The organism is Providencia sp. PROV201 (assembly GCF_028479545.1).
In the GTDB taxonomy this organism is placed as follows: Bacteria; Pseudomonadota; Gammaproteobacteria; order Enterobacterales; family Enterobacteriaceae; genus Providencia; species Providencia huaxiensis.
In genome coordinates this window covers 19,226-42,235 of sequence record NZ_JAMPNW010000028.1, presented here as the reverse complement: position 1 = coordinate 42,235, position 23,010 = coordinate 19,226, and the positions used below count along the sequence as shown (strand labels likewise).

Here is a 23,010-nt window from a genome sequence, read left to right as displayed (position 1 = left end):
GTTGTGTGTTAATTCCGAAGATTACAAAACTGTAAGTGTCTTCTGACTCGTGGAGGGGCATGCTTCTCTTCATTATTTGCTCTAGATATAAATAGATTAGTACAAAATAAAGTTAGCGCAGCCAAAGTAAGGAACATAAAGAAGAATGGTTCAAGCACAGCAGGTAACAAAGTCATTAATGACTTGGCGCTCAGTTCACAACTAGAAAGATGCGAACTACTGCTATCAGCTTGTTTTACTTGTGATTGTTCGATATAGGAAAGGTTAGCCCCAGTATTAATTTGCACTTGAGCTAAGACATCTGGCACAAAAAAATTGGCGAGCAGGCGCTCTCCGACGGCACGTTGATTCATACAAATCAATACCATCAGACAGGCGAATATCACTAATCCTTTACCTAATTTTAAATGCCTGTTCATGCGCATCTTGGTATAACTTCCTGAAATAACACTAATTATGCGACTTTGATAACCATAACGATAAAAACCAGTCTTTGACTAATACCGTTACCCCATCTATAAGTTAAATAGAGGTTACATCTTACACAGCAAAACATTCCGTACAAGTACCATCAGCTAACTTTACAAATATTATTTCCTTTCCCACAAACAAACATGCAGTTCCATCAAAACTCGGCACGTAAATTGCTTTATCCAATATATGGCATGATACGAAGATAGTTTGCACCTTAACAGTGCGTGATTATCAATTTAAGACAATATTAAGTGGCTAATCACCATGTTAGTGCGGTAATTCAAAAATTACCCAAATAATATGCGAGACAGCTCCCGAAATTGAAACAATTCGTTTTCATTAATTAACAAATTTAATTACTTTTTAACAACAATAAAACATATAGCGAATAATCGCGGGATTATCTAAATCTGCGAAATATTTGCAAACACAACACTACAAAACCACAGTAATTTAGGCGTTATCTCACGATACCTCCTTAAAATTACAACGGGTTTACACCGATGTTCTAAAGGAGTTGTAACTATGCGTATAAGTAAACTTGTATTATCGATGATGATTTTAGGTGCAACCTGTGCAGTCCAAGCAGAAGAGTTAAACGGCACTCTGAAAAAAATCAAAGACAACGGTGTAATAGTTGTTGGTCATCGTGAATCTTCCGTCCCTTTCTCTTACTATGATAATAGCCAGAAAGTGGTGGGTTACTCGCAGGATTATTCAAATGCTATTGTTGATGCAGTGAAGAAAAAATTAAACATGCCTGATCTGCAAGTCAAACTCATTCCAATTACATCACAAAACCGTATTCCACTACTGCAAAATGGCACATTTGATTTTGAGTGTGGCTCAACAACCAATAACGTAGAAAGACAAAAACAAGCCGCTTTCTCTAACACGATCTTTGTGGTCGGGACACGCTTGCTCACCAAAGGTGACTCTGGTGTAAAAGACTTTGCTGACTTAGCAGGTAAAAATGTCGTTGTGACCTCAGGTACAACTTCTGAAATTCTGTTGAATCAGTTAAATGATGAAAAAAACATGAAAATGCGCATTATCAGCGCGAAAGACCATGGTGACTCGTTCCGTACCTTAGAGTCTGGCCGTGCTGTCGCCTTTATGATGGATGACGCATTGTTAGCAGGTGAGCGAGCAAAAGCGAAAAAACCAGAGATCTGGGAAATCGTCGGCAAACCACAAACTGAAGAAGCTTACGGCTGTATGTTACGTAAAGACGACCCTCAATTTAAAGTGCTTATCGATGAAACCATTGCGAATGCACAAACCTCGGGTGTCGCTGAGAAATCCTTTGACCGCTGGTTCAATCAACCTATTCCACCAAAAAATCTGAACCTGAAATTTACGTTATCCGATGAAATGAAAGCCTTATTTAAAGAACCGAATGACAAAGCATTAAACTAATAAAAAGACAAACAGGGTATTACTGAAGTAAGAATTGCAAGGCGGCCGTTCCCCGCCTTGCATCCTCTTTTACGACAGTATTCGGGAATTTCATTGCCCACAGGAAGTCAACATCATGTCTATTAACTGGAATTGGGGGATTTTCCTTCAGGAAGCCCCGTTTGGGAATACCACCTATTTAGGGTGGTTAATATCTGGCCTCGAAGTCACCGTAACACTTTCTATTTGTGCCTGGATCATCGCATTCTTAGTCGGCTCATTTTTCGGTATTTTACGTACCGTACCTAACCGTTTTTTAGCCTTTTTAGGAACTGCTTACGTAGAGTTATTCCGCAACGTACCACTTATTGTGCAATTTTTTACTTGGTATTTGGTTATTCCAGAACTTCTCCCTCGCTCAATCGGGGATTGGTTTAAAATGGACTTAGATCCTAACTATCAATTCTTTATTTCCTCAATGCTTTGCCTTGGGTTATTCACCGCAGCACGAATGACCGAGCAAGTACGTGCAGCCATTCAGTCACTACCTAGAGGGCAAAAAAGCGCTGCTCTCGCAATGGGGCTCACTTTGCCACAAACCTATCGCTACGTTTTATTACCCAACGCCTATCGGGTAATTTTGCCACCAATGACGTCTGAAATGCTGAACTTGGTCAAAAACTCAGCCATTGCATCAACCATTGGTTTAGTCGATATGGCGGCACAAGCAGGAAAGCTATTGGACTATTCTGCTCACGCATGGGAATCCTTTACCGCAATTACGTTAGCTTATGTCGGAATTAACGTCATTATTATGATTTTGATGACGTTATTAGAGCGCAAAGTTCGCTTACCTGGCACCATTGGAGGGCGGTAAAATGATGTATGAATTTGATTGGAGCTCAATTGCTCCGAGTATGCCCTTCTTAATCGATGGCTTTATTGTCACCGCGAAAATTACACTGACCGCGATAGTGGTGGGGATTTTGTGGGGTACTGTCCTTGCTGTGATGCGGTTATCCACATTCAAACCCATTAGCTGGTTTGCTGCCTTGTATGTGAATACATTTCGCTCCATTCCACTAGTCATGGTTTTGCTGTGGTTCTACTTAATTGTGCCTAGCTTATTACAAAATGTTCTAGGCTTATCACCAAAAAATGATATTCGTTTAATTTCGGCAATGATAGCCTTCTCTCTTTTTGAAGCGGCCTATTACTCTGAAATCATTCGTGCTGGTATTCAAAGTATTTCTCGAGGGCAAGCCTCTGCTGCGTTAGCATTGGGAATGACAAATATGCAAACCATGCGGCTCGTCGTATTACCGCAAGCCTTCAAAGCCATGGTGCCGTTGTTGTTAACTCAAGGGATTGTACTGTTTCAGGACTCATCCCTCGTGTATGTGCTCAGTTTGACAGACTTTTTCCGTACCGCCACCAATATAGGTGAGCGTGATGGGACACAAGTAGAGATGGTACTGTTTGCGGGTCTGGTGTACTTTATTGTTAGTTTTGGCGCTTCTATGTTAGTGAATTATCTTAAGAAAAGGACTGTTTCATGATAACCCTGAAAAATGTATCCAAATGGTATGGCCAATTTCAGGTGCTTACAGACTGCACAACTGAAGTTAAAAAAGGTGAGGTTGTGGTTGTGTGCGGGCCATCTGGTTCTGGTAAATCCACATTAATAAAAACAGTGAATGGTTTAGAACCTATTCAGCAGGGTGAGATTTTTGTGAATGATATTCAAGTAAATAACAAAAAAACTGACCTTGCCAAATTACGCTCTAAAGTAGGAATGGTGTTCCAGCACTTCGAGCTATTTCCTCATTTATCAATCATTGAAAATCTGACATTAGCGCAAGTTAAGGTATTAAACCGCGATAAAAAAGAAGCGGAAGCAAAAGGTTTGAAATTATTGGAGCGCGTAGGTTTATCCAGCCATGCCAATAAATTTCCAGCTCAGCTTTCAGGCGGACAACAACAACGTGTCGCTATCGCTCGAGCACTGTGTATGGACCCAATAGCAATGCTATTTGATGAACCTACTTCAGCGCTAGACCCAGAAATGATCAACGAAGTTCTTGATGTTATGGTTGAATTAGCTAATGAAGGTATGACCATGATGGTGGTTACCCATGAAATGGGCTTCGCCAAAAAAGTGGCTAATCGCGTGATTTTTATGGATGAAGGGAAGATTGTTGAAGACAGTAAAAAAGAAGACTTTTTTGCTAACCCACAATCTGATCGTGCAAAAGATTTCCTCGCAAAAATTCTTCATTAATATTAGAGAGGGAGCTTATTAGCTCCCTCCTCTTATCACTATATTATTAACAAATAAATCAACAACAACGCCCCAGATCCGAAATAGTTCAACAAACCACTACCATTTCACTGGTTTTTTAGTTAAGTTGTTTGGTTATCAGCGTAAAATATCCTGATCCGTTCCCCGAAAAGCAATATCCAGCTTCCCCCGTAGGTTCAGCTAATCAACTATTGTTGTTTTCGGTGTAGATCCGCTATGCTATGCGGATCTAATTTAAGAAAGACATTAATGCTACTTAATGTAGCCTTTACTCACCATAGGATTATCGGTGCCATGCAAGAACAATATCGTCCAGAAGATATAGAGCCTAAAGTACAGCGTCACTGGGATGAAAAAGCAACTTTCAAAGTGACTGAAGACAACAGCAAAGAAAAATACTACTGCCTGTCCATGCTACCTTACCCTTCTGGTCGACTACACATGGGCCACGTACGTAACTACACCATGGGTGACGTTATCTCTCGTTACCAACGCTTGTTGGGGAAAAACGTTCTCCAACCAATTGGCTGGGATGCGTTTGGTCTGCCTGCTGAAGGTGCTGCAGTTAAAAATAATACGGCTCCTGCGCCATGGACTTACGCCAATATCGACTACATGAAAAACCAGTTGAAAATGCTCGGTTTCGGTTATGATTGGGATCGTGAAGTCACCACTTGTACTCCTGAATATTACCGTTGGGAACAATGGTTCTTCACTAAATTGTATGAAAAAGGTTTAGTGTACAAAAAAACCTCTGCGGTTAACTGGTGCCCACATGATTTAACCGTTTTGGCGAATGAACAAGTGGTTGATGGCTGCTGCTGGCGTTGTGACACCCCTGTTGAGCGCAAAGAAATCCCACAGTGGTTTATTAAAATTACCGACTACGCGGAAGAACTGCTCAACGACCTCGACAAATTAGATGACTGGCCAGAGCAAGTCAAAACCATGCAGCGCAACTGGATCGGCCGTTCCGAAGGAACTGAGATCACATTCAATGTTGCAGACCGTGATGAAACCTTAACAGTTTATACCACTCGCCCTGATACTTTTATGGGGGCAACTTATGTGGCTGTTGCAGCAGGACACCCTCTGGCGAAAGAAGCTGCGACAAATAACCCAGAATTAGCCCAATTTATTGATGAGTGCCGTAACACCAAAACTGCAGAAGCAGATATGGCAACCATGGATAAAAAAGGTATGGCTACCGGCTTATTCGTTATTCATCCATTAACCCAAGAAAAGCTGCCAATTTGGGTCGCTAACTTTGTCTTAATGGAATACGGTACTGGTGCGGTTATGGCCGTTCCTGCCCATGACCAACGTGACTGGGAATTCGCTCACAAATATAACTTACCCATCAAGGCCGTTATTGCTGATGCTGATGGCAATGAGCCTGATTTATCCCAAGAAGCGATGACTGAGAAGAATTCCCTGATTAACTCAGGTGAGTTCAATGGATTAGACCACCAAGCTGGTTTTAATGCGATTTCAGATAAACTCGTTTCTCTGGGCGCAGGCCAACGCAAAGTAAACTACCGCTTACGCGACTGGGGCGTTTCACGTCAACGTTACTGGGGCGCACCAATCCCAATGGCAACATTGGAAGATGGTACTGTCGTGCCTGTTCCTGAAGACCAATTACCTGTCATTCTGCCGGAAGATGTCGTGATGAACGGCATTACTAGCCCAATTAAAGCTGATCCTGAGTGGGCAAAAATGACCATTAATGGTCAACCTGCGTTACGTGAAACAGATACCTTCGATACCTTTATGGAATCTTCTTGGTACTATGCACGTTATACCTGCCCACAATATGACGAAGGCATGTTAAACCCAGAGGCAGCAAACTACTGGTTACCGGTTGACCAATATATTGGTGGTATCGAACACGCCATCATGCACTTAATGTATTTCCGCTTCTTCCATAAGTTGATGCGTGATGCAGGGTTAGTTAACTCTGATGAACCAGCAAAACGTCTACTGTGCCAAGGCATGGTGCTTGCTGATGCATTCTATTACACCGGCAGCGATGGCCAACGTGTTTGGGTATCCCCAGCAGATGCCATTGTTGAACGTGACGACAAAAACCGTATTACTAAAGCCGTAGACAGTGAAGGCCATGAACTGGTGTATACCGGTATGAGCAAAATGTCTAAGTCGAAAAACAACGGTATTGACCCACAATTGATGGTCGAAAAATACGGTGCCGATACTGTTCGTCTGTTTATGATGTTTGCGGCTCCACCTGAGTTAACCCTTGAGTGGCAAGAGTCTAGCGTTGAAGGCGCTAACCGCTTCGTTCGTCGTGTTTGGCGTTTAGTGCATGAACATTCCCAAAAAGGCACCACTTCGCCTTTAGATATCAGCGCACTGACACCAGAACAGAAAGACTTACGTCGTGATCTGCACAAAACAATTGCTAAAGTCTCTGATGATTTCAGTCGTCGTTATGCATTTAATACCGCGATTGCAGCCGTCATGGAATTCTTAAACAAATTAGTTCGTGCACCACAAGAAACTGAGCAAGACCGTGCATTAGTCCAAGAGTCTCTCGAGGCTATCACGCTGATGTTATCACCAATCATTCCACACGCTTGCTTTGAGATGTGGAAAGCACTCGGTCACCAAACAGACATCGACTTTGCACAGTGGCCTGTTGCTGATGAAAAAGCCATGATTGACGATACCAAACTGGTTGTCGTTCAAGTTAATGGTAAGGTGCGTGGCCGTATCACCGTTCCGGCTGATGCAACCCAAGAGTTTGTCCTAGACATGGCAAAAAATGAGCCAAGCGTAGCGAAATACCTTGAAGGTGTTAGCATCCGCAAAGTAATCTATGTCCCAGGCAAATTGCTAAACCTTGTTGTAGGTTAATATTAGGTTGTTGGCTGATAAGGAGGCCAGGTGCGTTATCTGATAACTTTATTTTTGAGCCTGGCGGTGCTAGTCACCGCAGGTTGCGGTTTTCGTCTTCAAGGAACAACTCAAATTCCTGAGGAACTGAGAACTTTGCAGCTAAGTTCAAGTGACCCATATGGCTACCTCACAAGAGCGCTCAGGGAGCAACTACGGCTCAGTAACGTGAAGGTTCTCGAAACTGGAAGTCCGAACATTCCTATTTTGAAAGTCATTGGTTCGACTGAAAACACAGAAACTGTATCCGTTTATCAAGATGGTAAAGCCGCGGAGAAACAGTTAACACTGGTGATGAATGCGCAGGTTTTAATGCCTGATGGTGCAATATATCCATTACAAAGCCGTGTTGAACGCACTTTCTTCGACAACCCTTTAGAAGCACTTGCAAAAGATGCAGAGAAAGAAATTGTTAGACAAGAAATGCAAGAACAAGCTGCACGTAATATCGTGCGTAAATTATTGCTTGTTCATTCAGCAGAGCTTGAAAAAGCAAAAAACCAAGCGGCTGATACGAATACTCAACCATAATGACGCGTATTTACCCTGAACAGCTGGCCTCTTCGTTACAAGAGTCTCTAAGAGGCCGCTATTTAATTTGGGGCAATGAGCCCCTTCTTCTTCAAGAAAGCCAAGATGCCATCCGAAAAGCCGCACAAGAGCAAGGCTTTGAAGAGCATTTTTCGTTTTCTCTTGAGCAAAATACCGATTGGGATGAGATTTTTAGCCTCTGCCAAGCTCTCAGCCTATTTGCAAGCCGCCAAACTCTGACTCTGTTATTGCCCGAAAATGGCCCTAACGCTGCCATGGCTGAAAAGCTGAACCAACTGGCACAACTACTGCATTCAGATCTCCTTCTTGTGTTACGCGGTCATAAGCTTACTAAAGCACAAGAAAACAGTGCTTGGTTTAAAGCAATTAGCCAAGATGCTATTTATATCAGCTGCCTAACTCCTGAATATCAGCGGTTACCACAATGGGTTTCTAAACGCGCCTACAGTATGCGGCTTTCGTTAGAAACCGAAGCTAACCAGCTACTTTGTTACTGCTATGAAGGGAATTTACTTGGTTTGGCACAAGCACTTGAGCGGCTGTCTCTTCTTTATCCAGATGGTAAACTCACCTACCCTCGGGTCGAAAGTGCCGTTAATGATTCTGCGCATTTTACCCCCTACCATTGGGTTGATGCCCTATTGGCTGGTAAGTCCCGCCGTTCATGGCATATTTTAGAGCAACTGCAACAAGAAGATGTCGAGCCTGTTATTTTATTGCGTTCAATCCAACGTGATCTCATGTTGCTTATTACATTGAAACGCCAATCTGCAACAACCCCATTAAAGACATTATTTGATCAACACAAAGTGTGGCAAAACCGCCGAGGTGTGCTCACGGAAGCTTTACAACGTTTAACATTGCATCAATTACAATCTGCATTAATGTTATTAACGCAAGCAGAAATCAATATTAAACAAGATTTTAGCCATTCTCCATGGCCTGACCTGCAGTCACTGTCTATGCTATTATGTGGTAAAGCATTTGCAGAGAATTTTATTCATGAGTAATTCCTTTTCAAAACAACATAACTTGCTAGCATTATTCGGTGGGACGTTCGACCCCATTCACTTTGGTCATTTACGTCCGGTGCAAGCCCTTGCCCAACAAGTTGGTCTCGAAAAAGTTATCTTGTTACCTAACCACGTTCCCCCCCATCGCCCACAGCCAGAAGCGACTCCATCACAACGTTTAGAAATGGTGAAACTCGCGATTCAAAATGCACCTTTATTTGCTATCGATAGGCGTGAACTAGAAAAAAATAGCCCTTCTTACACGATAGAAACACTGGTTGAATTACGCCAAGAAATTGGGCCAGAAAAACCCCTGGCGTTTATTATTGGTCAAGATTCCTTATTGTCGATTAATAAATGGCACGGCTGGGATCACATACTTGATAACTGCCATTTATTGGTTTGTTCCCGACCGGGGTATGCCACACAGTTTACCGACCCTAAAATGCAAAATTGGCTGTTAGAACATCAAACAACAGACCCTATTGCCTTAAACCAAGTAGCGAATGGGTATATTTTTATTGGGGATACCCCACTGGTAAATATCTCTGCAACCGAAATCCGCGAAAAATTAAGCTCCGGTGACTCGTGTCAGGATTTAATTCCAGATGCGGTTCTGCAATATATTCATCAACAACACCTTTACCAGCAATAAGGGATCTCTCTTATTGAATTACAATTAGGGTATGGTTCAAAAATAACTTGCTCTATTAAATAGTTGTCTGGGTATTGAACAAGCAACTGTCGCATCATCGCTAATGGCCGGTTTAACGGTAAATTCCCCGCTAAATAGTCATTAATCAGCCACAATAAGCGTTTTTTCTCATCCTTCGTAGCTTTGTGTTTAAAATAGCCTTGCATATGACTCAGCGCATTAACTTCAATGTTTCTTGCAGGCACCGTTGCCAATATTTCCATTAAACAGGCTTTATATTGATTAAAAAAACACTCAAGATCGGTGCTGCTTTTAATACTCGCCACTAAACGCCCAGTATACTGATAGCCAACTGGAGAATACGCCATAATGAGATATTTATGGCAGCTATGAAATTGAATAATATTGTGATGTGTTAACGCGTGATGTAAGTCATTTAATCGTTGTATCGTATACAATTTCGTCAAAAAGCAGTCCCAGAACACGACATTTTGTAGCTTGTCATCTGTTAATATCGGAATGCTCGCAGGGAATAGTCCCTGTAATTCAGAGAATTGCTGTTTAGAGCTGATAATACCATTAACCTTGTCTTGCATGTCCTCATGGGAGAAATTCGTTACAAATTCAATCATAGAACTCACTTGCTGATGAATACTAGCAGGCAGGTGATTAATCCCTTCAAATATAAAAACTTTTGGTTTAATTATTTGCACAATACGTATCTCATCCTAAAATATTTATCAGGGGAACAGTTTTTAGCGTTATTTTGTAAAGTTAGCACAAACTTCTTGCTCAAATGTACGGATATCCCTATAAATTTCACTCCACAATGAATAAAAAAGAATTTAGCCGATTTTTCTTAAAATCTAGGGTAAAATAGCAAGGCTGTTAATGTGTTTGATTCATTATCAGCGATTATTTTATCTACAAACTACAAACAGTGTTTAACGTGATATTCTGTTTATTTGAATAAAAGGTGAACCTTTTGCAAGGAACTGAACTCCAACAATTTATTATCGATCAGCTTGATGATGCTAAAGCAGAAGATATCATTACTATCGATGTTCAAGGGAAATCAAGTATTACCGATCAGATGATCATCTGTACAGGGACATCAAGCCGCCATTTGATGTCTGTTGCTGACAGGTTAATCGACGCTTGCCGCAAAAATGGTTTAATGCCATTAGGTGTTGAAGGGCAAGGTATTTCTGATTGGATTGTCGTCGACCTTGGCGATGCCATTGTTCATATTATGCAAGATGAAAGTCGTCGTATGTATGAATTAGAAAAGCTCTGGAGCTGAGTTTGAAATTACAGCTCATCGCCGTTGGAACAAAAATGCCGGACTGGGTCCAGACCGGCTTTATGGATTACCTCCACCGTTTTCCTAAAGATATGCCCTTTGAATTAACGGAAATTCCAGCCGGAAAACGTGGGAAAAATGCAGATATAAAACGCATTCTAGAAAAAGAAGGCGAATTAATGCTCGCAGCTGTAGGTAAAGGAAATCGCATCGTCACTTTGGATATTCCAGGCGATCGTTGGGACACCCCGAAACTTGCCGTACAACTCGATAAATGGAAGCAAGATGGCCGTAATGTCAGTTTATTAATCGGTGGCCCCGAAGGCCTTGCGCCTGCGTGTAAAGCAGCGGCAGAGCAAAGCTGGTCACTTTCACCACTTACGCTCCCCCATCCACTGGTTCGTGTCCTTGTTGCCGAAAGTCTGTATCGCGCATGGAGTATTACGACTAATCACCCTTACCACAGGGAATAGTCAGGTTTAAATATGTTCAAAATGGCAATGGGATGAAAACACAACGCACCCCTTTTCGCGACCATACCGCTGAGTCAGTTTTGTTTATCCGCCGAGCGCTCATTGCCTTCGGTGTGATTGTCATTTTAACGTCTATTCTTGTGACGAATTTGTATCACTTGCAAATTGTTCGTCATGAAGATTACCAAACGCGGTCAAATGATAACAGAATCAAATTAGTGCCTATTGCACCAAGCCGTGGGATTATTTATGACCGCCGAGGAACTCAACTCGCACTTAATAGCACGTTTTATCAGTTAGAAATCGTGCCTGAAAAAGTCAGCAACCTACAAGAAACCTTAGATAACCTTCGCAATGTGGTCGATTTAACTGACGAAGACATCGCTAATTTTGAAAAAGAGCGTAAACGTTCACGCCGCTTTACCTCAATTGCACTAAAAACGCAGCTCAATGAAGTCCAAGTCGCTCGTTTTGCCGTTAATCAATACCGTTTTTCCGGTTTAGAAGTCAAAAGCTATCAACGACGCTCTTACCCATACGGCTCTGCATTAACCCATGTGATTGGCTATGTGGCGAAAATCAATGACAAAGATGTCGAACGTCTTGATAAAGAAGGCTTATTACCCAACTATGCCGCTAGTCATGATATCGGGAAATTAGGTATTGAACGCTATTATGAAGACATTTTACACGGTAAAACAGGCTATGAAGAAGTTGAAGTGAATAGTCGTGGTCGCGTTATTCGCCAGCTTCATGAGCAACCACCGCAAGCGGGTCGAGATATCTACCTCACCATTGACCTCGAATTGCAAATTTATATCGAAAAGCTGCTAACCACCAGCCGTGCAGCCGTCGTCGTCACTGATCCGCGTAATGGGGAAATTTTGGCTCTGGTATCGAATCCAAGTTATGACTCTAACTTGTTTGTTAACGGTATCTCCAATAAAGATTATCAAGCACTATTAAATAACCCTGACAGGCCATTGATTAACCGAACAACTCAAGGGCTATATCCCCCTGCATCGACAGTAAAACCGTTTATTTCTGTCGCTGCGTTAAGTGAAAAAGTGATCACCCCCAATACCACCATTTTTGACCCTGGTTGGTGGCAATTACCCGGTTCAGAAAAACGTTATCGTGACTGGAAGCGCTGGGGACATGGCAAACTCAACGTATCAAAATCTATTATTGAATCGGCTGATACATTCTTCTATCAAGTCGCCTATGACATGGGGATTGACCGTATTTCTGAGTGGATGAGCCGGTTTGGCTTTGGCGATTATACGGGTATTGACCTTGCTGAAGAACGCTCAGGGATCATGCCGACCCGTGAATGGAAACAAAAACGCTATAAAAAACCTTGGTATCAAGGTGATACCATTCCTGTTGGTATTGGACAAGGCTATTGGACCGCAACGCCAATTCAAATGTCAAAAGCATTGATGACACTAATTAATGATGGCCAAGTTAAAACACCTCATTTGCTCTACGGTACAAAATTGGGTAATGCCATGGTGCCTTATGAAGACAAAGAGACCAAACAAATTGGCGATGTGAATTCAGGTTTTTGGGAGCTCGCTAAGCATGGAATGTACGGTGTTGCCAACGCACCAAATGGTACAGGGCGCCGCAGTTTCATTGGTACACCATATAAAGCGGCTGCCAAGTCGGGTACCGCGCAAGTCTTCAGTTATGAAACCTATAATGCCAGTAAACTCGCTGAACACTTACGCGACCATAAATTGATGATTGCTTACGCTCCGTATGATAAACCCACTATCGCTGTTGCGATTATTTTAGAAAATGGGGGCGTGGGCCCTGCAGTCGGTGACATTGTGCGGCAAATATTTGACCACGTTCTTCTTGGTGATAACCGTACCGAAGTCGCGGTGTCAGCAACCAATGCAGGAGAAGATCGCTGATGCACAATCCAACGAATAACAATGGGCTATAAAGAATATGACAGACGATAAGAAAAAAAATTCGTTATCCATGCGTCTGCATATAGATGTGCCTATGCTACTGATTATCATCGCGTTGCTTGCATACAGCGCATTTATAATGTGGAGCGCTAGCGGCCAAGATCCTGAAATGATGGAACGCAAATTGGGGCAGATTGCGTCAGGTTTCGTTGTCATGATAGTGATGGCGCAGATCCCCCCTAGAATGTATGAAAACTGGGCTCCTCACCTGTTTATTTTTTGCGTTATCTTACTGGTTTTTGTTGATGTGTTTGGGCAAATAAGTAAAGGGGCTCAGCGCTGGTTAGACTTGGGTTTCATTCGGTTTCAGCCTTCTGAAATTGCAAAAATTGCCGTTCCTTTAATGGTCGCTCGCTTCATGAATAGAGACCTGTGCCCTCCTTCATTCAAAAACACCTTAATCGCGCTCGTCTTGATTTTTGTACCGACATTATTAGTGGCAGCGCAGCCAGACCTTGGTACCTCAATTTTAGTTGCCGCTTCCGGCTTGTTTGTTTTGTTCCTTGCCGGGATGAGCTGGCGGCTCATTGCTGTCGCAGCCATTGCTCTCGCAGCCTTTATTCCATTGCTGTGGTTCTTTTTAATGCATGGCTACCAAAGAGCCCGCGTTATGATGTTATTAGACCCAGAAACAGACCCATTAGGGGCTGGTTACCATATTATCCAATCAAAAATTGCGATTGGTTCTGGTGGGTTAATGGGGAAAGGTTGGCTACATGGCACACAATCACAGCTTGAGTTTTTGCCAGAAAGACATACCGACTTTATTTTTGCCGTGTTAGCAGAGGAACTTGGCTTAGTCGGGGTGCTTATTTTACTTGGCTTATACCTTTTATTGATTATTCGCGGGCTTTATATTGCTGCTAGCGCACAGAATACATTTGGTCGGGTTATGGTTGGTGGTTTGATCTTAATCCTTTTTGTCTATGTATTTGTGAACATCGGTATGGTCAGTGGTATATTACCTGTCGTTGGTGTCCCTCTCCCTTTAGTGAGCTACGGGGGCTCCGCTTTGATTGTTTTAATGGCTGGATTCGGTATTATCATGTCGATACATACACACCGAAAATTCCTTTCTAAAAGTTTATAAAATGAGGCTTAGTATGCGTTTACAATGGATAATGCTTGGCGTCACAGCCGCGCTACTCAGTGGCTGTGTGACAGATGAAGTTAAACAACCTGCCCAAGTGCCAGCCAATGTACCCACTCAAGATGTATTAGGTGCAGAGCCTCATTATGAGCCGTATCATCCAACTGCAAATAATGATTACTCACGTAATGGCCAACAATACCAAATCGTACGTGACCCATCACAATTTAGCCAAGTAGGCTATGCATCCATTTATGGTGCGGAGTCTGCAGGCAATATGACAGCGATTGGTGAACGTATTAACCCAGTGGAATTAACTGCCGCTCACCCTACTTTGCCAATTCCAAGTTATGTTCGTATCACTAACATGATGAATGGCCGCATGATGGTCGTCCGTGTTAATGACCGTGGGCCTTATGTCCCGGGCAAAAGTATTGCGGTATCAAGAGCAACCGCTGACCGCCTGAATTTAATGCCTACGACAAAAATTAAAATTGATGCCATTCAAGTTGCTCAAGATGGTAGCTTGTCAGGAACAGGGACCGTGGGTTCTAATTTTGTGAAACAAAGTTATGCATTACCGGGACGCCCACAATTAGGTTCTGGCCCAATGGGTACCCCTGTAATGGAGAACTTGCCTACGCCAGAAAATACATTGCCCGTTCAGCAGCCAAAAGAACCGATGCAGCCTACTATGCCAGATATGAACCTGCAAACACCAACACCGCCACCAGCAGCAACTACAGCTGAAGAATCGGTGCCAGAACGCGGTTTTCTCGTTCAAGCTGGTGCAATTAGTAGCCAAACCAATGCTCAAAACATGCTGAATGAATTGAAAACGCAGTTTAATGTCCCTGGGCGCCTACAACCCTACAATGGTATTTACCGAGTACAGTTAGGGCCATTTAGTACAAGACAGCAAGCTGTTGAGGTTCAAGGCCGTTTACAGTCTGAAAAAAATCAATCGTCAATGGTCGTTGCGCCATAAAGCGATGCCAACTTAGGTTGCTCACGTCTATTTGGAGCAACCTAAATTCAGGCAATATTGAACTGACAAAAAAATCATTGGTACAGCGCAAAAGTCACTTTTTTCTTACCCCTTTCTTTTGCTAAACTGCGCCTCCTTGTGTTAACCGAATTTCGGATGTAATGGTAAAACCATGAATAATGTCGCTCCATCACGCATCGTGCGTCATACAGTGCTGGGCTCCGCACTCCTTCTTATGACTGCTAATATTGCAAATGCTAATGAAACCTTCCCGAATACATCAATTCCTGCTGCACCCGCGATTGATGCAGAAGCTTATATATTAATTGATTATAATTCAGGCAAAGTTCTTGCTGAAAGTAATGCTGACCAGCGCCGCGACCCCGCGAGTTTGACCAAAATGATGACTAGCTATGTTATTGGTCAAGCAATTAAGTCAGGTAAAATTGGTGAAAATGATATTGTCACGGTCGGAAATGATGCATGGGCGACGGGTAATCCAATATTTAAAGGCTCATCATTGATGTTCTTAAAACCTGGCGATCGCGTTAGCGTATCCCAGTTAACTCGGGGTATTAATTTGCAATCAGGTAACGATGCTTGTGTTGCAATGGCCGACTATATCGCAGGTGACCAAACCAACTTTGTTCAATTAATGAATGGCTACGTGAACAAATTAGGGCTAAAAAACACACATTTTGAAACCGTTCATGGTTTAGATGCGGATGGTCAGTACAGCTCAGCCCGTGATATGGCCCTTATTGGCCAAGCGCTAGTGCGTGATGTCCCTGAAGAATACGCTATCTATAAAGAAAAAGAATTTACCTTTAACAATATCCGCCAAACAAACCGTAATGGCCTATTGTGGGATAAAAGCCTTGCGGTTGACGGTATCAAAACAGGCCATACTAATGCCGCGGGCTACAACCTTGTCGCATCAGCAACCGAAGGCGACATGCGCCTGATCTCGGTTGTTATGGGCGGTAAAAGCAGCAAAGGCCGTGATGCAGAGAGCAAAAAATTACTCACTTATGGCTTCCGCTTTTATGAAACCGTTAAGCCATTACAAGCCAATGTTGACTTTGCCAGTGTGCCAGTCTGGTTTGGTGATGAAAATGAAGTAAAATTAGGTGTCACAGAAGATTTGTACCTCACAATCCCACGTGGTCGCTTAAAAGATTTAAAAGCGAGCTATGAGTTATCAACCACTGAGCTCGAAGCCCCGTTAACCAAAGGCCAACAAGTCGGGACAATTAGTTTTCAGCTTGATGGCAAAATCATCGAACAACACCCTCTAGCGGTGTTAAAAGATGTTGAAGAAGGTGGTTTCTTCAGCCGGTTAATTGACTACATCAAATTACTCTTTCATCGCTGGTTTGGTTAAGACTTGAAACTAAAACAAGTCGTCCCCATATAGTAAGCATTGAAATAGATAAGTATTGAAATAGATAAGTATCGAAATGTTTGTTGGATGAATACTTCTCATTGGCTGGTTTAATACCAGCCAATCTTTTTCAGCCAGCAGCCCAATTTAAAAATTAGGAGTGCCCATGAAAACGAAATTAGGTGAACTGCTTGAGTTCCCATGTCCATTAACCTACAAAGTAATGGGCTTGGCACAGCCTGAACTGGTTGATCAAGTGATTGAAGTGGTACAGCGCCATGCGCCAGGTGACTATAGCCCAGACGTAAAACCAAGTAGCAAAGGCAATTATCACTCAGTTTCTATTACTATTAATGCAACTCATATTGAACAAGTTGAAACCTTGTATACTGAGTTAGGTGCATTAGAGTTAGTGAAAGTAGTGCTTTAATCAAAACTGTATTAAAGACCCACATCAAAGGCCGAATAGTCTGTTGCTATTCGGCCTTTTTCGTTTTGTTCCTCTACTTTAGCGTGGATTACATTTACACCTAAATAACATTTGATTCCATTTTGAATCACATGTTATGCAAGTACCAGATACGATGTTAGCTTGAAGTATGGCAAACATAGGCGTTATACTGCCCGCAACGATAAAGACAACGTGGACACCTAAATTTTGTCAGATAGATGTATAACCATACGCCAACTCGGCCTTGCTCCTTATCAAACTGTTTCTGATGCGATGCATCAATTCACTGAAGAGCGTACCCAAAATACGTGTGATGAAATATGGCTGGTTGAACATCCTCGCGTATTTACCCAAGGCCAAGCCGGAAAAGCAGAACACGTTCTTGCCCCTGGTGATATTCCTGTCGTTCAAAGTGATAGAGGTGGCCAAGTCACCTACCATGGCCCTGGGCAGCAAGTGATGTACGTGATGCTCGACTTAAAACGTAATAAAATTGGTGTCAGAGAACTCGTCAGCGCACTAGAAAATACCGTCGTTAATACCCTTGCCCATTTTAATATTGCAGCGTATCCTCGCCCTGATGCTCCTGGTGTCTATGTTAATGGCGATAAAATTTGCTCCCTCGGATTACGCATACGGCAAGGCTGTTCTTTTCATGGTCTCGCATTAAATATTGATATGGATCTTGAACCCTTTAACCGCATTAACCCTTGTGGTTACAGCGAATTAAAAATGACCCAAGTGAGTGACCTTGCTCCCAAAGTGTCAGTTTCTGATGTTCAGCCTGTGCTAATTCGCCAATTCTGTGACACACTGGGATTTCATATCGCTCAATAATAATGCTATAATTTTTAACAATTTTAAAAAATATTTTAATGAATGGATAACAGCCTCCATTTAGTTTTATTTAGAATTATCACTTATCCATCAGCATAAAAGATAACTGGAACCGTCATATTATGAGTAAACCAATTCAGATAGAACGCGGAATTAAATATCGTGACGCCGACAAAATGGCGCTGATCCCTGTCAAAAACGTTGTGACTGAACGAGAAGAAATTCTACGTAAACCTGACTGGATGAAAATTAGGCTTCCTGCTGACTCCACTCGTATTCAAGGCATTAAAGCCGCCATGCGTAAAAATGGCTTACACTCTGTATGTGAAGAGGCTTCGTGCCCTAACCTTTCTGAGTGTTTTAACCACGGTACTGCGACCTTTATGATTTTGGGCGCTATTTGTACCCGCCGCTGTCCTTTCTGCGATGTTGCTCATGGTCGACCTAATGCACCGGATGCAAACGAACCTGAAAAATTAGCACAAACTATTAAAGATATGGCGCTACGCTATGTCGTCATCACGTCAGTTGACCGTGATGACCTACGTGATGGCGGAGCACAACATTTTGCTGATTGTATTCGTGCTATTCGTGAAAAAAGCCCATCAATTAAAATTGAAACACTGGTTCCTGATTTCCGCGGCCGTATGGATCGCGCATTAGAGATTTTAACCGCAACACCACCAGATGTGTTCAACCATAACCTTGAAAACGTGCCACGTGTTTACCGCCAAGTTCGCCCAGGTGCTAACTATGAGTGGTCTTTAAAATTACTCGAAAAATTTAAAGAAGCGCACCCCGATATCCCAACTAAATCTGGGTTAATGGTCGGTCTTGGTGAAACCAATGAAGAGATTATCGAAGTTATGCGCGATTTACGTCGCCATGGTGTCACGATGCTCACACTTGGCCAATACTTGCAGCCAAGCCGTCATCACTTACCCGTCAAACGCTATGTTAGCCCTGCTGAGTTTGATGAAATGAAAGATGAAGCCATGGCAATGGGCTTCACTCACGCAGCCTGTGGCCCATTCGTTCGCTCTTCTTACCATGCCGATTTACAAGCTAAAGGCGAAGAAGTTAAATAGTCTCAACTGTTTAATTTATAGATGAAAAGGTCTGGTTTATATCAGGCCTTTTTTATTTTTTATAGATAAAAAAACTCGCCCTAGATAGCTAGGGCGAGTTTTCAGCTGTTCGTTTTAATCTTAATTATAAAAATTACAGAGGAATAACGTTAGCAGCAGATGGGCCTTTAGCACCTTCAGTAATTTCAAATTCCACTTTTTGGCCTTCAGCTAAGGTTTTGAAACCATCGCCCATAATCGCAGAAAAGTGAACAAATACATCTTTGCTACCATCTTCTGGAGTGATAAAACCAAAACCTTTAGATTCGTTGAACCACTTAACGTTACCTTTAACTTTAGACATCAAATATTACCTTTAAAATAAAATAGACACACCATCTGTATCAAGCTCAGTACATCAGATTTCTCAGTTACTTGTCTACAACCTAGATCACGAAAATGGACTAAAAAGATAAAAAAATATTATTTATCGATAGAATGGGCTCTGATTTCGACAATAATTCTTAACAATAGTAATTATTACAACTAATAGTATTACTTATAGCTAATTATTTAGCTTTTACTTCTCATGCAAAAGTAACCAATCTTTAATATCTAAGCCCCCTGTATATCCCACTAGTTTTCCATCGTGTCCAAGAACGCGATGACAAGGAACAATTAATGAGATTGGATTACGTGAGTTTGCCATACCGACTGCGCGGCAATAATTGACGGATCCTAGCTTTAATGCCAAATCTTTATAACTCCATCGCTCCCCATAAGGGATCCCACAAAGGTGTTTCCATACTTTTTTCTGAAATTCTGTTCCTTGTGGGTTTAATTCAACCGTAAACGCGGTTCTTTTGTGATTAAAATATTCCTTTAATTCTTTTACGCAAAGCTTGGAATGTTCATTCTTCGTTTCTTTTTCTGTTTTTTCATCAACAAAATAGAGGCTAGTTACTCCGTCATCATCAGCCGTAATATGGATCCACGGTTTAGGAAATTTATCCGGGGTTGCTAAATATTGATGGTACATAGTATCTCCTCAAAAGGACTCAATTACCTGATTGTATATACAGTTATAGAGTAAATTATTTCCACTTTGCAATGATCTTTTTTCTTAGAGTGTCTCTTTGAATCATCTAATACGATATTTTTTTATTTTCAATGTTAATAACCACCTAGCCAACAATTAGAATAATTATCATTCAACATTTCATATTCACTACATATTGTGTGGTTGATAAAACAAAAATCTATATATAGTATTTGGGTATCACGTACCTTATTTCTAATGCTATTAAACATTCAAAAGGTAAATAACATGACTGAGATTACCATTTATAGTAAACCTAACTGCGTTCAGTGTAATGCTACTTATCAAGCCTTAGATCGCAAAGCGATTTCTTACCAAATTATTGACCTCACTGAAGATAGCCAAGCTCTTGAACTTGTAAAAAAATTAGGCTACCAACAAGTTCCTGTCGTTATTGCGGGCGACAAACATTGGGCGGGTTTTCGGCCAGACATGATTAGTCTATTAGCCGCTTAGGTGATGTCATGGAAACGGAATCACTCATCTATTTTTCAAGTCGCTCAGAAAATTGCCATCGCTTTATTGAAAAACTAGATATCCCTGCAACACGGTTACCTATTGGCAATCACAAAAGTAGCCTAATTGCGACAAAACCTTATGTTTTACTACTGCCGACTTACGGTGGCGGTGGAACAAAAGGTGCGGTTCCAAAAGAAGTGATCCAATTTCTTAATATTGAAGTCAATCGCGCACTTATCCGTGGTGTTATTGCTGCGGGTAATACCAATTTTGGCGATGCCTATGCGATAGCTGGGAATATCATCGCGCAAAAATGCCATGTCCCCTACCTATATCGTTTTGAACTTCTTGGTACTGATAAAGATGTTCAGTCCGTTCAACGAGGCCTAAAAACGTTTTGGCAACGTACAAACAACTAGAGTTATTTCAAATGGATAAAATGCAAAATACATCAGATGTCGATTATCATGCACTCAATGCGATGTTGAATTTATATGATAACGAAGGCCGTATTCAATTTGATAAAGACAAAGAAGCGGCTCACCACTATTTTCGACAGCATGTGAACCAGAACACCGTATTTTTCCATGATTTAAAAGAAAAGTTAGACTTTTTAGTACAAGAGAATTATTACGAAAATAGTGTATTAGAACAATATAACTTTGAATTTATAAAAACATTATTTAAACAGGCATACGCTCACAAATTCCGTTTTCAAACTTTCCTAGGTGCCTTTAAATATTACACTAGCTATACACTGAAAACTTTTGATGGCAAACGCTATCTCGAACGCTATGAAGATCGCGTCTGTATGGTTGCCTTAACACTTGCACAAGGGAATGAGTCCCTCGCTAGATTATATGTTGATGAAATCATTACAGGGCGTTTTCAACCCGCCACTCCCACTTTTCTTAACTGCGGTAAAAAACAACGCGGTGAGCTAATTTCTTGTTTTCTTTTAAGAATCGAAGACAACATGGAATCCATTGGCCGCTCAGTAAATTCAGCTTTGCAGTTATCCAAACGAGGGGGTGGTGTCGCCTTTCTGATGACTAACTTACGGGAGCAAGGCGCCCCAATAAAATTGATTGAAAACCAATCCTCTGGGGTTGTTCCTGTCATGAAAATGTTGGAAGATGCATTTTCTTATGCCAACCAACTCGGTGCTAGGCAAGGCGCTGGCGCAGTCTATTTGAACGCTCATCACCCTGATATTATGCGTTTTCTTGACACTAAGCGTGAAAATGCAGATGAAAAAATACGGATTAAAACACTTTCTTTAGGGGTCGTGATCCCTGATATCACTTTCCAACTAGCGAAAGATAACCAGGACATGTATTTGTTCTCTCCTTATGATATTGAGCGCATCTATGGTGTCCCTATGTCTGAGATTAGTGTTACAGACAAATACCATGAAATGGTCAATAACAAAGCGATAAAAAAATACAAAATTAATGCTCGGGAATTTTTCCAAACTTTAGCTGAGATCCAGTTTGAATCTGGATATCCGTATATTTTATTTGAAGATACGGCCAACCGAGCTAATCCTATCGCAGGGCGTATTAATATGAGCAATCTGTGCTCAGAAATACTGCAAGTTAATCGCCCTAGTCTTTATGAAGACGATTTAAGCTATCAACAAATTGGTAAAGATATTAGCTGTAATTTAGGCTCCATGAATATCGCTAAAACGATGGACTCACCGAATTTCGCTCAATCAATAGCTGCTGCCGTTAGAGCACTGAGCGCGGTTTCAGATATGAGTGATATTCGTTCTGTCCCTTCCATTGCTGAAGGTAACCGGCAATCACATGCGATTGGATTAGGGCAAATGAATTTACATGGCTACCTAGCAAGAGAGCATATCTATTACGGCTCAGAAGAAGCGCTCGATTTCACCAATATCTATTTTTATACGGTCACCTATTACGCATTAAAAACGTCAAACCAATTAGCCATTGAAAGAAAAACTGCATTTGTTGGTTTTGAACATTCAACTTATGCCTCTGGTGATTATTTTGATAAATATATCAACAATATTTGGCTACCAAAAACACAAACCGTTCAGGAATTATTCCGACGTTCGGGTATCGAAATTCCAACTCGTGAAGATTGGCAAGCCTTAAAGCAGTCTGTCATTACCTATGGGATTTATAACCAGAACTTGCAAGCGATCCCGCCTACAGGGTCTATCTCTTACATCAATAATTCAACATCAAGCATCCACCCCATTGTCTCACGAATTGAAATTCGTAAAGAAGGTAAAATTGGCCGTGTTTACTATCCAGCTCCTTTTATGACGAATGAAAACTTAGAATATTACCAAGATGCTTACCAAATCGGTCCTGAAAAAATTATTGATACTTATGCCATGGCAACTCAGCACGTTGACCAAGGTTTATCTTTGACTCTCTTTTTTAAAGATGATGCCACCACACGAGATATTAACCGAGCGCAAATATATGCCTGGCGAAAAGGAATCAAGACATTGTATTACATCCGATTACGCCAAACTGCCCTCGAAGGAACAGAGGTCGAAGGCTGCGTATCTTGCACTTTGTAATAGG

At 41.7% G+C, this 23,010-nt stretch carries 24 protein-coding genes; 20 read left to right on the top strand and 4 right to left on the bottom strand.

Going from position 1 to position 23,010, the window contains the following annotated elements:
* Positions 1-8: 8 nt before the first annotated feature.
* A complete protein-coding gene (locus tag PR809_RS18020; protein ID WP_195698756.1) occupies positions 9-419 on the bottom strand; it encodes a metal resistance protein in 411 nt (136 codons plus the stop codon).
* A gap of 580 nt (positions 420-999) precedes the next feature.
* On the opposite strand from PR809_RS18020, the gene PR809_RS18015 reads away from it, so the two are divergent.
* The 8 genes from PR809_RS18015 (at position 1,000) to nadD (ending at position 9,310) form a co-directional block, all read left to right on the top strand.
* A complete protein-coding gene (locus PR809_RS18015) occupies positions 1,000-1,893 on the top strand; it encodes an amino acid ABC transporter substrate-binding protein (protein WP_102138301.1) in 894 nt (297 codons plus the stop codon).
* A 115-nt stretch (positions 1,894-2,008) separates the two neighbouring features.
* On the top strand, positions 2,009-2,749 hold the full coding sequence (locus PR809_RS18010; RefSeq protein WP_102138300.1) for an amino acid ABC transporter permease: 741 nt from the start codon (positions 2,009-2,011) through the stop codon (positions 2,747-2,749).
* A gap of 4 nt (positions 2,750-2,753) precedes the next feature.
* Positions 2,754-3,431: a glutamate/aspartate ABC transporter permease GltK gene (gene gltK / locus PR809_RS18005; RefSeq protein ID WP_036958176.1), complete on the top strand. Its 678-nt coding sequence runs from the start codon at positions 2,754-2,756 to the stop codon at positions 3,429-3,431.
* Positions 3,428-4,153, top strand: a complete 726-nt coding sequence (locus tag PR809_RS18000; RefSeq protein WP_004257041.1) for an amino acid ABC transporter ATP-binding protein — start codon at positions 3,428-3,430, stop codon at positions 4,151-4,153. The genes gltK and PR809_RS18000 overlap by 4 nt, the downstream gene beginning before the upstream one ends.
* A 315-nt stretch (positions 4,154-4,468) precedes the next feature.
* Positions 4,469-7,051, top strand: a complete 2,583-nt coding sequence (gene leuS / locus PR809_RS17995) for a leucine--tRNA ligase (protein ID WP_206276535.1) — start codon at positions 4,469-4,471, stop codon at positions 7,049-7,051.
* A gap of 30 nt (positions 7,052-7,081) precedes the next feature.
* On the top strand, positions 7,082-7,621 hold the full coding sequence (gene lptE, locus PR809_RS17990; protein ID WP_102138298.1) for an LPS assembly lipoprotein LptE: 540 nt from the start codon (positions 7,082-7,084) through the stop codon (positions 7,619-7,621).
* Positions 7,621-8,652: a DNA polymerase III subunit delta gene (gene holA / locus PR809_RS17985; RefSeq protein WP_102138297.1), complete on the top strand. Its 1,032-nt coding sequence runs from the start codon at positions 7,621-7,623 to the stop codon at positions 8,650-8,652. Before lptE ends, holA begins: the two co-directional genes overlap by 1 nt.
* Positions 8,645-9,310, top strand: coding sequence for a nicotinate-nucleotide adenylyltransferase (nadD, locus tag PR809_RS17980; protein ID WP_206276532.1), 666 nt, complete (start codon positions 8,645-8,647; stop codon positions 9,308-9,310). The genes holA and nadD overlap by 8 nt, the downstream gene beginning before the upstream one ends.
* Here nadD and PR809_RS17975 read toward each other — a convergent pair.
* Positions 9,298-9,942 carry a YbgA family protein gene (locus PR809_RS17975; protein WP_241098712.1) on the bottom strand — a complete coding sequence of 215 codons (645 nt, stop codon included), beginning with the start codon at positions 9,940-9,942 and terminating at the stop codon, positions 9,298-9,300. The genes nadD and PR809_RS17975 overlap by 13 nt on opposite strands.
* 344 nt (positions 9,943-10,286) lie before the next feature.
* On the opposite strand from PR809_RS17975, the gene rsfS reads away from it, so the two are divergent.
* From rsfS to lipA, 9 genes are all read left to right on the top strand, one after another.
* The gene (gene rsfS, locus PR809_RS17970) at positions 10,287-10,613 is read left to right on the top strand and encodes a ribosome silencing factor (protein WP_080750930.1); all 327 of its coding nucleotides are present in this window, start codon (positions 10,287-10,289) and stop codon (positions 10,611-10,613) included.
* Positions 10,614-10,615: 2 nt separating this feature from the next.
* Positions 10,616-11,086 (top strand): 23S rRNA (pseudouridine(1915)-N(3))-methyltransferase RlmH, encoded by a 471-nt coding sequence (gene rlmH / locus PR809_RS17965; protein ID WP_004908925.1) that lies wholly within the window; start codon positions 10,616-10,618, stop codon positions 11,084-11,086.
* 32 nt (positions 11,087-11,118) lie between these two features.
* Positions 11,119-13,008 carry a peptidoglycan DD-transpeptidase MrdA gene (gene mrdA, locus PR809_RS17960; protein ID WP_102138294.1) on the top strand — a complete coding sequence of 630 codons (1,890 nt, stop codon included), beginning with the start codon at positions 11,119-11,121 and terminating at the stop codon, positions 13,006-13,008.
* Positions 13,009-13,045: 37 nt separating this feature from the next.
* Positions 13,046-14,158: a peptidoglycan glycosyltransferase MrdB gene (gene mrdB / locus PR809_RS17955; protein ID WP_102138293.1), complete on the top strand. Its 1,113-nt coding sequence runs from the start codon at positions 13,046-13,048 to the stop codon at positions 14,156-14,158.
* 13 nt (positions 14,159-14,171) lie between these two features.
* Positions 14,172-15,146, top strand: coding sequence for an endolytic peptidoglycan transglycosylase RlpA (gene rlpA, locus PR809_RS17950; RefSeq protein WP_102138292.1), 975 nt, complete (start codon positions 14,172-14,174; stop codon positions 15,144-15,146).
* A 172-nt stretch (positions 15,147-15,318) separates the two neighbouring features.
* Positions 15,319-16,530 (top strand): D-alanyl-D-alanine carboxypeptidase DacA, encoded by a 1,212-nt coding sequence (dacA, locus tag PR809_RS17945; protein WP_102138291.1) that lies wholly within the window; start codon positions 15,319-15,321, stop codon positions 16,528-16,530.
* Positions 16,531-16,696: 166 nt separating this feature from the next.
* Positions 16,697-16,960 (top strand): DUF493 family protein YbeD, encoded by a 264-nt coding sequence (ybeD, locus tag PR809_RS17940; RefSeq protein WP_004257083.1) that lies wholly within the window; start codon positions 16,697-16,699, stop codon positions 16,958-16,960.
* 243 nt (positions 16,961-17,203) lie between these two features.
* Positions 17,204-17,818 (top strand): lipoyl(octanoyl) transferase LipB, encoded by a 615-nt coding sequence (gene lipB, locus PR809_RS17935; RefSeq protein ID WP_375373116.1) that lies wholly within the window; start codon positions 17,204-17,206, stop codon positions 17,816-17,818.
* 122 nt (positions 17,819-17,940) lie between these two features.
* On the top strand, positions 17,941-18,906 hold the full coding sequence (gene lipA, locus PR809_RS17930; RefSeq protein WP_102138289.1) for a lipoyl synthase: 966 nt from the start codon (positions 17,941-17,943) through the stop codon (positions 18,904-18,906).
* Between the two features lie 133 nt (positions 18,907-19,039).
* On the opposite strand, the gene cspE is transcribed toward lipA, so the two are convergent.
* Positions 19,040-19,249, bottom strand: coding sequence for a transcription antiterminator/RNA stability regulator CspE (gene cspE, locus PR809_RS17925; protein WP_004257099.1), 210 nt, complete (start codon positions 19,247-19,249; stop codon positions 19,040-19,042).
* Between the two features lie 216 nt (positions 19,250-19,465).
* Positions 19,466-19,924 carry a methylated-DNA--[protein]-cysteine S-methyltransferase gene (locus PR809_RS17920; protein WP_102138288.1) on the bottom strand — a complete coding sequence of 153 codons (459 nt, stop codon included), beginning with the start codon at positions 19,922-19,924 and terminating at the stop codon, positions 19,466-19,468.
* 288 nt (positions 19,925-20,212) lie between these two features.
* Here PR809_RS17920 and nrdH point away from each other — a divergent pair, with 288 nt between their 5' ends.
* The 3 genes from nrdH to nrdE are packed head-to-tail and all read left to right on the top strand — an operon-like array spanning position 20,213 to position 23,006.
* Complete coding sequence (gene nrdH / locus PR809_RS17915) at positions 20,213-20,440, top strand: glutaredoxin-like protein NrdH (RefSeq protein WP_102138287.1); 228 nt, start codon at positions 20,213-20,215, stop codon at positions 20,438-20,440.
* Positions 20,441-20,448: 8 nt separating this feature from the next.
* Positions 20,449-20,862 carry a class Ib ribonucleoside-diphosphate reductase assembly flavoprotein NrdI gene (gene nrdI, locus PR809_RS17910; protein ID WP_166266274.1) on the top strand — a complete coding sequence of 138 codons (414 nt, stop codon included), beginning with the start codon at positions 20,449-20,451 and terminating at the stop codon, positions 20,860-20,862.
* A gap of 11 nt (positions 20,863-20,873) precedes the next feature.
* Positions 20,874-23,006 (top strand): class 1b ribonucleoside-diphosphate reductase subunit alpha, encoded by a 2,133-nt coding sequence (gene nrdE, locus PR809_RS17905; RefSeq protein ID WP_102138285.1) that lies wholly within the window; start codon positions 20,874-20,876, stop codon positions 23,004-23,006.
* Positions 23,007-23,010 lie beyond the last annotated feature (4 nt).